This is a genomic window from Algoriphagus sp., from assembly GCF_024305035.1.
Taxonomy (GTDB): Bacteria; Bacteroidota; Bacteroidia; order Cytophagales; family Cyclobacteriaceae; genus Algoriphagus.
The window spans coordinates 69644-80722 of the sequence record NZ_JAMWZB010000009.1; the positions used below are offsets into that span (position 1 = coordinate 69644).

Annotated in this window: 7 protein-coding genes; 5 read left to right on the plus strand and 2 right to left on the minus strand. The window is 44.6% G+C overall.

Annotation, left to right across the window (positions count from 1 at the left end; genetic code table 11):
* Positions 1 to 48: 48 nt before the first annotated feature.
* Positions 49 to 3426, minus strand: a complete 3378-nt coding sequence (locus Q0L00_RS06645; RefSeq protein ID WP_297336089.1) for a methylmalonyl-CoA mutase family protein — start codon at positions 3424 to 3426, stop codon at positions 49 to 51.
* 423 nt (positions 3427 to 3849) lie between these two features.
* On the opposite strand from Q0L00_RS06645, the gene Q0L00_RS06650 reads away from it, so the two are divergent.
* From Q0L00_RS06650 to Q0L00_RS06670, 5 genes are all read left to right on the plus strand, one after another.
* Entirely contained in the window at positions 3850 to 5196 is a 1347-nt protein-coding gene (locus Q0L00_RS06650) for a sugar porter family MFS transporter (RefSeq protein WP_297336090.1), read from the plus strand.
* Positions 5186 to 6061: a PfkB family carbohydrate kinase gene (locus tag Q0L00_RS06655; protein ID WP_297336091.1), complete on the plus strand. Its 876-nt coding sequence runs from the start codon at positions 5186 to 5188 to the stop codon at positions 6059 to 6061. Before Q0L00_RS06650 ends, Q0L00_RS06655 begins: the two co-directional genes overlap by 11 nt.
* A gap of 115 nt (positions 6062 to 6176) precedes the next feature.
* Positions 6177 to 7421: an MFS transporter gene (locus Q0L00_RS06660; protein WP_297336092.1), complete on the plus strand. Its 1245-nt coding sequence runs from the start codon at positions 6177 to 6179 to the stop codon at positions 7419 to 7421.
* Between the two features lie 109 nt (positions 7422 to 7530).
* Positions 7531 to 9846 carry a TonB-dependent receptor gene (locus Q0L00_RS06665; protein WP_297336093.1) on the plus strand — a complete coding sequence of 772 codons (2316 nt, stop codon included), beginning with the start codon at positions 7531 to 7533 and terminating at the stop codon, positions 9844 to 9846.
* A 13-nt stretch (positions 9847 to 9859) separates the two neighbouring features.
* Positions 9860 to 10462, plus strand: a complete 603-nt coding sequence (locus Q0L00_RS06670; protein ID WP_297336094.1) for a hypothetical protein — start codon at positions 9860 to 9862, stop codon at positions 10460 to 10462.
* Between the two features lie 76 nt (positions 10463 to 10538).
* Here the strand turns inward: Q0L00_RS06670 and Q0L00_RS06675 are convergent, their stop codons facing one another.
* Entirely contained in the window at positions 10539 to 11045 is a 507-nt protein-coding gene (locus Q0L00_RS06675; protein WP_297336095.1) for a hypothetical protein, read from the minus strand.
* Between the last annotated feature and the right edge of the window lie 34 nt (positions 11046 to 11079).

An 11079-nucleotide genomic window follows, 5' to 3' on the forward strand; every position in this document is an offset into this window, starting at 1 on the left:
ACTTTGTTAGTCTTGGATAGTCCTTATTTTTCCACCTTATCGGCTTACTTACATATTTCTGCGGTACTGCCCACCCACTTCGTAAAGTGCTCGGGTGATTTGACCAAGGGAGCAAAACTTAGCTGCCTCCATGAGTCGATCAAATACGTTTTCATTGGTAATGGCAGCCTTCTTCAACCCCATCAATTGCTCCTCTTCCTTCCCGGCATAGGCCTGTTTGAGTTGATTCAACGTTTGAATTTGGGCTTCTTTTTCATCGGTCGTCGCCCGGATCACTTCTCCAGGAGTTACCGTGGGGGAACCGTCGCTTGCCAAGAAGGTATTGACCCCGATTATCGGATATTCTCCGGTATGCTTCAGCATCTCATAATGCATACTTTCCTCTTGGATTTTGCCCCGCTGATACATGGTTTCCATAGCACCTAGGACGCCACCACGTTCGGTAATCCGATCAAATTCCACGTAAACGGCTTCTTCCACCAAATCGGTCAATTCCTCTATAATGAAGGCTCCTTGAAGCGGATTTTCATTTTTAGCCAAACCCAATTCCTTGTTGATAATCAGCTGAATAGCCATTGCTCTTCGAACCGATGCTTCCGTAGGGGTAGTGATCGCCTCATCATAAGCATTGGTGTGCAAGGAGTTGCAATTATCATAAATCGCATAAAGGGCCTGCAGTGTGGTACGAATATCGTTGAAGTCAATTTCTTGTGCGTGCAAGGACCTGCCTGAGGTCTGTATGTGGTACTTGAGCATTTGCGAACGCTCATTGGCCCCGTATTTCAGCTTCATGGCTTTGGCCCAAATCCTCCGAGCCACCCGACCAATCACAGCATATTCCGGATCAATTCCATTGGAGAAAAAGAACGAAAGGTTGGGCGCAAAATCATTGACATTCATCCCACGGGACACATAGTATTCCACGTAAGTAAATCCATTAGAGAGCGTCAAGGCCAATTGGGTAATCGGATTGGCTCCAGCCTCAGCGATGTGGTACCCGGAAATCGATACCGAATAGAAGTTCCTTACTTTGTGATGAATAAAATACTCCTGTACATCCCCCATCAATCTCAGGGAGAATTCGGTGGAGAAAATACAGGTATTCTGCGCCTGATCTTCCTTCAAAATATCTGCCTGAACCGTGCCCCTGACCTTGGAAATGGTATCCGCCTTGATCTTTTCATACACTTCTTTGGGCAAAACCTGATCCCCGGTAACTCCTAAAAGCATCAATCCCAAGCCATTATTTCCTTCTGGAATCGCCCCTTTGTAGGTAGGTCTTTCGATGCCCTTTTGCTGATAAATGGCGGCTATCTTCTGATTGACTTCTTCCTCCAGCCCATTTGCTTTGATGTACACCTCACACTGTTGATCGATGGCAGCATTCATAAAAAATGCCGTCATCGTAGCTGCAGGCCCGTTGATTGTCATAGAAACGGAGGTCATCGGGTCGACCAGGTTAAAACCCGAATAGAGTTTTTTGGCATCGTCGAGACAACAAACATTCACCCCCGAGTTACCGATTTTGCCATAAATATCGGGCCTGTAGTCTGGGTCTTCTCCATAAAGAGTTACCGAATCAAAGGCCGTCGACAAGCGCTTGGCCGGCATATCTTTGGACACGTAATGGAAACGCTTGTTGGTTCGTTCAGGACCACCCTCCCCGGCAAACATCCGCGTAGGATCCTCTCCCTCTCTTTTGAAGGGAAAAACACCTGCGGTATAGGGGAATTTACCGGGCACATTTTCCCGCAAACCCCATTTGAGCAATTCTCCCCAAGCTTCGTAATTTGGCAAGGCCACTTTTGGAATTTGAGAATCAGAAAGGGATCGGTGATGAGTTTTTACTTTTATTTCCTTATCCCGAACTTTAAAAACGTAATATTCTTCCTTGTATCGAGCGGCTTCCTCAGGCCAATCTTCCAGCCATTTTTTATTCTTAGGATCTAAATTAAGCTCGACCTGGGCATAAACTTCCTCAAGTTCCTTGGCTAATCGATCCCTATCCTCCAGTGCGGAATTTTGGATCGTTTGGATGGATTTTTGAATACTGTAGAGTTGCTGGGCGATTTCTTTTTGCTCTTCAACCCACTGATCATAATTTCGGTTGTTTTCGGCAATCTCACTGAGGTAACGGGTTCGGGCCGGAGGGATGATGTAAATTTTCTCAGAGCTTCCTGCGGTAAGTTCAAAAGTGCTTTCCCAGTTGGAAAACTTCTCGTTGACCTTTGCAATAATCGCCCGGTAGAGCTGATTCATGCCCGGATCGTTAAACTGAGAAGCGATCGTTCCAAAAACCGGAATATCCTCATCCGGGGTTTCCCAAAGGTTATGATTTCGTTTGTATTGCTTTTTAACGTCCCGGATTGCATCCAAGGCACCACGCTTATCAAATTTATTGAGGGCAATCACGTCGGCAAAATCCAACATATCAATTTTCTCCAATTGTGAGGCTGCTCCGTATTCTGGAGTCATCACATACAGGGAAAGATCAGAATGCTCAATAATCTCGGTATCAGATTGCCCAATACCGGAGGTTTCTAAAATCACCAGATCAAAGCCAGCCGCTTTTACCGTATCCACGGCATCCTGCACGTAACGGGAAAGCGCCAAATTGGATTGACGGGTAGCCAAAGAACGCATAAACACCCGCGGATGATGGATGGAATTCATCCGGATTCGGTCCCCAAGCAAAGCGCCACCAGTTTTTCGCTTGGAGGGATCCACTGAAATGATCGCCAAACTTTTATCCTCAAAGTCCATCACAAATCTACGAACCAATTCGTCGACTAAAGAGGATTTGCCGGCGCCTCCAGTTCCTGTGATTCCCAACACGGGAACGGTCGAATTTTTACTTTCCTGACGAACCTTGTCCAACAGGTTTGTTGAATTTTCTGGAAAATTCTCAAAAGCGGAAATCAATCGGGCCACTTGAGGAATGTTTTCTTTTGTCAATGCGACCGAATCAGAAACTTGATCTCCGATGGGAAAATCGGATTTGGAAACCAAATCATTGATCATGCCTTGCAAGCCCATCGCACGGCCATCATCGGGCGAATAAATACGGGAAATCCCATACTCATGCAATTCCTTAATTTCTTCAGGAAGGATTGTTCCTCCTCCTCCTCCGAAAATGCGAATATGTCCGGCTCCCTTTTCGTGAAGCAAGTCATACATGTATTTGAAAAATTCGACGTGGCCGCCTTGATAGGAAGTGATGGCAATGGCCTGCACGTCTTCTTGAATGGCACAATCCACAATTTCCTGTACGGAACGGTTATGGCCCAAGTGAATTACCTCGCAGCCCGTGGACTGTATAATTCGTCGCATGATATTGATTGCAGCATCATGCCCATCAAAAAGGGAGGCCGCCGTAACTAGGCGAATATGGTTTTTGGGTTTGTAAATTTCGACTTGGGTAGTCATAAGGTTGGGTTTATATACGTTCGATGATCAACTAAAGAGAGGCGAACGATCACGTTCTCTTTTACGCCTGCGAATATAAGAAATAATGAAAAGGAGGGACTTCAAAATCCGTCCAAAAACAAAATATTATTTGGCTGGTCAGCAAGTTTAGATTTATCGTATGGGTAATACTAACCACAAATTGAGCTGTTGAGTTTGCCTAATTTGTCTAAGTTCAAAAAAATCAAGGGGTTTCTCTTTTTTCCCAGAATAATGGCCTGTTGGAATGATCCCGGCAAATCCCCTCAAATGGATGAACCCCGCTACGTCCAGGGTTGGTTTCCTCAGGTTCCAAAGGTAAACCAGCTATTGAAATTTCTGCCCGTAGTTTTGAATTCCTTCGGTTCTGATTAGTTTAGTAACCTATTCAAACCCAAAATTGCTATGGCATCAAACAAATACGTCTTTTTTGTTTCCATTACCGCTGCTTTAGGCGGCTTTTTGTTTGGATTTGATACCGCGGTGATTTCGGGGGCAGAGCGGGCCATTCAGGAGGTCTGGGTACTCAGCGATTGGATGCATGGATTGGCAATAGCCTCAGCCCTTTACGGAACAGTGATCGGAGCGATTTTCGGGGGAATTCCCGCAGATCGATGGGGTCGGAAAAAAAGTTTGCTCTGGATTGGGCTGTTGTATTTTATTTCGGCAGTAGGTTCTGGGCTGGCTTGGGACGTGACTTCTTTTACGCTTTTTCGATTTATCGGTGGTTTGGGAGTCGGCGCATCTTCGGTGGTGGCCCCGATGTATATCTCTGAAATTGCACCAGCCAAAAGCAGGGGACTGCTGGTGGCTCTTTACCAGTTTAACATTGTCTTTGGGATAGTCATCGCCTATCTTTCCAACTACTTAATCGGTACGGCAGGATTACCTGAAGATTGGCGCTGGATGCTTGCAGTGGAAGGGATTCCCGCTTTGATTTACAGCTTGATGATTTTCCGAATCCCGGAAAGCCCGCGTTGGTTGATCTCCAAATTAAACGATCAAGCCCAAGCCCGAGTCATTTTGACCCGAACCGATCCCGAGGGAGTAGAGGAATCTATCCGACTGGCAATTGCTGAGGAAAAAAATCAGAAGCAAAATGGCAGTTTTTCGGCCCTTTTTAACAAAAAATACTTCTCCAGTACCCTACTTGCGGTGATGATTGCTTTTTTCAACCAGGTTTCGGGTATAAATGCCATCATTTACTTCGCTCCAAGGGTATTTGAAATGGCTGGAATTTCCACTGAAAATGCCCTAATCTCAACCATCGGAATCGGCATCACCAATCTATTGGGGACCTTCTTAGGCTTATATCTCATTGATCGATTGGGAAGAAAAAAACTCATGTACCTTGGATCCTTTGGATACATCGTTTCACTTTCCCTGATGGCTTACAATTTTCTGGGACCAGGAATTCCATCATTTTGGCTCCCTATTTTTGTTTTTGGATTTATCCTTTCCCATGCCATAGGTCAAGGATCCGTGATATGGGTCTTTATTTCAGAGATGTTTCCCAATGAACTTCGCGCCTATGGTCAGTCTCTGGGTTCTTTTACCCACTGGATTTTAGCCGCATTGATCGCCAACGTCTTCCCATTCTTTGCCAATCAATTCGGTCCGGGTTATATTTTTTCATTCTTTTGTTTGATGATGGTGGGACAATTGATTTGGGTACGGTTCAAAATGCCTGAAACCAAAGGACGATCCCTGGAAGAAATTCAAAAAGATTTACACGCTAACTATGTCGAATAAAGTCGTTGTTTTTGGAGAAATGCTTTGGGATTGCCTGCCCGGCGGAAGGGTAGCCGGAGGGGCCCCCATGAATGTGGCGCTAAATCTTCATCAGCTCGGATTAAAGACCCAATTAATCTCTGCAGTCGGTTCTGATGAATGGGGCGAACAATTGCTCCATTTTTACCGTGACTATGGTATTTCCGACAAGCTGATCCAGGTGAAATCAGATCAGGAAACTTCGCGTGTTTTGGTGGACAGTTCAGATCTGGAAAACATCAAATACACGATCTTATCCCCAGTGGCCTGGGATTTCATTCACCTCACTGAAGAAAATAAAGCTGCTGTAACCTCATCCGATGCCTTTATTTTTGGAACCTTAGCGGTTAGAAATACCACAAGTTTAAAAACCCTACTGGATCTGCTTCATTTGGGCAAACTTCGGATTTTTGATGCCAATTTAAGGCCTCCTTTCTATGATTTTGAAGTGATCGAAACGCTTTTGGCCTATACCGATATTCTAAAAATCAACGAAGACGAATTGGTTGCTTTTGCGGATTATTTTAACACCTCAGCCGAGCCCAAAACCCTTTGTGAATTTTTAGACCAACACTTTCCGGTAGAGGTGATCTGCATTACGTTGGGATCCAAAGGAGCGATGATTTATCAACAGGGGGAATTCCACCATCACCCGGGCTATAAAATCAGCGTCGAAGATACCATCGGTGCCGGAGATGCCTTTTTAAGTGGATTTGTGAAAATGTACCTGGAGCAGAAATCAGCACAGGAAATTTTAGAATTCTCCTGTAAAATTGGTGCGTTTGTCGCCACCCAAAAAGGAGGAACCCCCAGGTATCGATTGGCCGATATCTTAAAAATCAACTAAAATCCCTGAGCTGATAAGCTTCTATTTCCCTCAAGGCAAATCCTGACTTTGCGGTTGGGCAATTTAGGGTTTCCCTTGCCCTTAGGGTTGAAGAAGTTAACCTAAACCTACTGCCATGAATTACTTAGCCTTAGTTAATCAACATACCCAACTGATCCTCTTTGGGGTGATGATGACTACCCTATCTAGTTTTGGGCAGACTTTTTTGCTTTCGCTCTATGTCCCGTTTTTGATGGAAGAATTCAGCCTTAAACATTCAGAAATCAGTTCCTTTTACGGCATTGCCACCATAGCTTCAGCAGCGATTTTACCAAAATGGGGAAAATACATCGATCAAGTTCCCCTTAAAAAATATACCAGCTTAACCACCTTGGTATTTTTGGCAGCATTGGTTTACCTGAGTCTCAATACCGCATGGTGGGGATTATTACTGGCTTTTTTCGGCTTGCGATTGGCAGGACAGGGACTTTACACCCATATTTCCATCACCAGCATGTCACGGTATTTTAGTATTCATCGAGGCAAAGCCATCAGTTTAGCATCCTTGGGACATCCGCTGGGCCAAGCGGTTTTCCCGGCCTTGATTTTAATTTTAATCGGCTGGATCGGTTGGAGAGAATCCCTATGGGTCAATGCCGGAATTACCGCAGGGGTCGTTTTTGGTTTTTTGGCTTTTTTCTTGAAAGAAAAACACCTGGTCTACGAAGAGGTGGGGGCTGACCCAAAGGGTTCAACCCTAACTGAAAGCCAAAAAATCAGACAACGGGATATTTTAAAAAGTCGAGCCTTTTGGATGTTGGCACCGAATCTGTTTTTTCTTTCCTTTACCATCACCGGATTATTTTTTTTCCAGTTTTCCATTATTGAGTACAAGGGTTGGGATCCGGCTTTAATTGCCGGAGGCTTAACGGTATTTGCTTTATCCAGCGTGGGAAGTATCCTGTTGGCCGGACCGCTGATCGATCAATACTCGGCTAAAAAATTCTTCCCCTTTTACCTTTTTCCCTTTCTCTTGGCTCTCCTACTTATCCTTTTTTCGACAAAGGGATGGGTGATTTTTCCCTACATGATTTTATTAGGAATGAGCGGAGGTTTTGGTAATGCAACTGTATCTGCCTTGCAGGTAGAGTTTTTTGGGCCGAAGCAAATCGGAGCGGTCAGAAGTGTATTTACTTCCTTAATGGTACTGAGTTCTGCCGCCGGGCCAGCGGCATTTGGATTGATTTTGGATTTAGGAATGACCTACTCGCAGGTATTTCAATTCAGTATAGTCTTGGTCATCCTGGTAATAAGTCAATCCATGCGTGTCATTCCCAACTTTACCTTTGCTCGATGGAAATATCGAATGCGAAACCTCTAGCCTGATTTTGAAGGGACGGGTTCCTCCTTATTAAAAACCATTCATCCCTTTTTGCAACTTTGTTTCACTTTTTATGGTTTAATCCCTAAAAGCCCTCTATTTTTGCTCTGTGAAAAATAAAAATATTACAGCGTTTACACTTATTCTAGGCCTTTGGAGTGTCCTGAGTTCCTTTTCAACCCAGGCTCAAACCTGTAATTTATCGATTCGTGGGAAGGTAATCCACATGGAAAATAACCAGTCCATCCCCGGAGCTTACATCTGGATCGAGGAAATCAAGAACGGAGCCATCACAGACCCTGATGGAAACTTCATCATCAAAGACCTATGCGCGGGGACTTACACGCTCAAAATTCAATTTTTAGGGCATCAGGACATCGTTGAAACCATCACACTGGACAAAAGCTCCTTTAATAAAACCTATCGACTGGAGGAAAATCCCATGGAATTGGAAGGAGTGGAAATTCATGGTCATCAAGATGCCATTCAGACCACCACAGCCATTCAGGCTCTCTATGGGGAAGAACTCTTGGAGTCCAGGGGTGAAAACTTGGGAGAAAGCCTCAAAAGAGTTGCAGGGGTAACGACTTTTTCTACCGGAAACAGCATTGCCAAGCCCGTCATTCACGGACTTCATTCCAACCGAATCATGATTCTCAATAATGGAATCCGACTGGAAGGTCAGCAATGGGGCGCAGAACATGCCCCAGAAATCGACCCCTTTTTGGCCGATGAGATCACCGTTATTAAAGGTGCAGAAACCGTGCGTTTTGGTCCTGAAGCCATGGGTGGTGTCATTTTGGTCTCCCCTGCGGATTTACCGACCAAAAAAGAACATAAAACCGATCTTCATATTCTGGGCGCCACCAATGGCAGAATGGGCAATATTTCTTTTACGCACACTGGGGGCTCAGAAAAATTCAAAGGACTGGGCTATCGGGTACAGGGTTCTGCCAAAAGAGGAGGAACCATCAAAAGTCCAAATTACTACCAGTCCAATACTGGAATCAGCGAACTCAATTTCAGTGGAACACTGGGCTATTCGAATAAAAAACTGGGCACCGAGCTTTATTACAGTTATTTCAACAGTGAATTGGGAATATTACGGGATGCCCATACTGGGAATCTCTCGGATCTACAAAGCATTATTGAAAATGGAAGACCATTTAGTGAAAGTGATTTTACCTATCAGATTGCTAACCCCAAACAAAAGGTCGTCCATCATTTGGCCAAGTTCAAATCACACTACCACCTCAATTCCAATTGGAAGGCCAATCTTCAGTACGGATTTCAGCTCAACGAACGACAGGAATTTGACCGAAGACGTGGGGAATTAAATACCCGCCCAAGTTTGGATTTGCAACTATTTACCAACACCCTTGATTTATTTGTTGATCATACCCACCCCAATGCTTTTAGCGGAACGTGGGGATTGAATCTCATTCAACAAGCCAATACCAATGTCCCCGGAACCGGGGTAACTCCCCTGATTCCCAATTTTGATATGGTTAATTTGGGAATTTATGGAATGGAAAAATTTTCCAAAGGTCCACTGGAGGTGGAAGGAGGCATTCGCTATGATTTGAGAACCATCACCACGGCCCGCTTTGTCGATGGGCAATTGGAAAGCGCGGACCTGGATTATCAAAATTTCACCGCGTTTCTTGGCGCCTATTATCAGCTTTCCAAGAACCTGACCTTTTCAAGTAATCTGGGATCGGCTTGGAGGCCGCCTAATGTCAATGAGCTTTTTTCCCAAGGACTTCATCATGGAGCAGCCGCAGTGGAAATCGGTGACCAAAACTTAGTTTCGGAAAAATCCTTCAAATGGGTCAATTCACTGGAGTATTCAACCCGGAAAACCGTCTTGGAAGTGACCGGCTATGTGAATGCCATTGGAAATTACATTTACCTCAACCCCACGGGAGAAACCTTTGTGAGTCTTCGAGGCACTTTCAATGTCTATGAGTACCTGCAAGCCAATGCCTTGTTTTATGGGCTAGACGTATCGGGAAGCCATGAATTTACAAGCAAATTTAGCGGCTACCTGAAAGGTTCCATCATCCGTGCTCGAAACACCCAGACTGATTCCTTTTTCCCCTTTATCCCCTCGGACAGAATGGACTGGGGATTAGCCTACCGTCTGAATGGGGAGGGTAAAACACATAAATTCACCCTGAGCAATTTACTGGTTGCCAAGCAGCATCGTGAGCCTGATTTTGACCTTGCTCCTGCCCCTCCTGCTTATGCATTAGTCAATTTCGCCTACTTGCAGCAGCTAGACATGGGAGAAAACAACTTGAATCTGGGCCTGCAGATTCAAAATATTTTCAATACTTCCTACAAAGAGTACATGAACCGGTTCCGATACTTCACCGATGATATCGGAAGAAATATTTCACTCAAAATCAATTATCAATTTTAATTAAACACAAACAATGAAAACCTATCACAAACTACCCATCTACGCATTGTCTATCTCTTTATTTGCTTTTGCATCTTGTGAAAGCGAAGATCCCGTCATTGAAAACGACGGCGAGGTGATCACCGATGTCAACTTGAATTTTACTGAACTGGATGCATCTGGAAATGAAGTGGGAACTCCTCTTACCTTCAACGCTTCTGATGCCGAAGGAATTGAAGTGGGCAATGCCTTGACTACCGATGATATCGAGTTGGAAGCGGGTAAAACCTACCGATTGGATATTGAAGTACTAAACTCCATTGAAAATGAAGACATCACCGAAGAAATTCTTGAAGAAGGGGATGAGCATCAATTTTATTTCTTAGGATCTGCATTTGAGGGTAGCTCAGCGCCTTTGACTTATGCCTATGACGATGAAAGCGGCGAATTGATTGGCGTGAGCGGCATCGTGACAGTATCTTCCAGCCCAGGCTTTAACAATGCACAGTTCAGAGTGGTATTGCGCCATGACTTAAACAAAGATTTTCCAGGTGCAACTAATCCAAGCTTCTCCAACTTCACCGAAGCGGGTGGGGAGTCTGACCTGGATGTAACGTTTCCCTTGATTTTGAATTAATCCGTACCCTGCATAAAAAAGCGGGCTGGAAAATTTTCCGGCCCGCTTTTTTTATCTTTAGAAAGAGAACAGCTCGTTAATAACTCTTCCCACAAACTGCCATTTCATCCACGTTAAAACCTGATTGGGCGTTTAACCCGATATTTCCAGCCACTAAAATCACTTCGTAGTCCGGACCGTCTGCTGCCAAGTGAACCTTGATGTGCCCGTCAAAGCCTGACACTTCTTCAAAAGTCAACCGACTTCCGTCAGAAAGCTGCTCCAATATCGTGCTGCTTTTTAAATCGGAGGCTCTGACCGGATCTAACATAAATGCGATCGGAGCGTCTGCATCGGTGTAATTTCCAAAATGAAGATGAGCAGGATAATTCGTTTCCGAATCGCCTCTGGCACCTTCCAGCTGAATGCTCAATTCGAGATTTCCTCCGATTAATTCTTTGATGAGGGCTTTTCCCACGAATTCAAATTCAGAGGCCTGATACAATTGAAACTCCACCGACTTGCCGGTATATTTTTCAGATTCTTGATCAGTACAGGCGCCAAAACAGATCAACAAGATCAGACCAAGGATTAACTTTTTCATAGGTTCCAAGTTTTCAATTCTTAACGGGAAATAC

What these genes read in the sequence shown, in the direction of transcription:
- Q0L00_RS06645 (WP_297336089.1), bottom strand. Translation starts at nt 3,426, where the DNA reads ATGACTACCCAAGTCGAAATTTACAAACCCAAAAACCATATTCGCCTA.
- Q0L00_RS06650 (WP_297336090.1), top strand. Translation starts at nt 3,850, where the DNA reads ATGGCATCAAACAAATACGTCTTTTTTGTTTCCATTACCGCTGCTTTA.
- Q0L00_RS06655 (WP_297336091.1), top strand. Translation starts at nt 5,186, where the DNA reads ATGTCGAATAAAGTCGTTGTTTTTGGAGAAATGCTTTGGGATTGCCTG.
- Q0L00_RS06660 (WP_297336092.1), top strand. Translation starts at nt 6,177, where the DNA reads ATGAATTACTTAGCCTTAGTTAATCAACATACCCAACTGATCCTCTTT.
- Q0L00_RS06670 (WP_297336094.1), top strand. Translation starts at nt 9,860, where the DNA reads ATGAAAACCTATCACAAACTACCCATCTACGCATTGTCTATCTCTTTA.
- Q0L00_RS06675 (WP_297336095.1), bottom strand. Translation starts at nt 11,045, where the DNA reads ATGAAAAAGTTAATCCTTGGTCTGATCTTGTTGATCTGTTTTGGCGCC.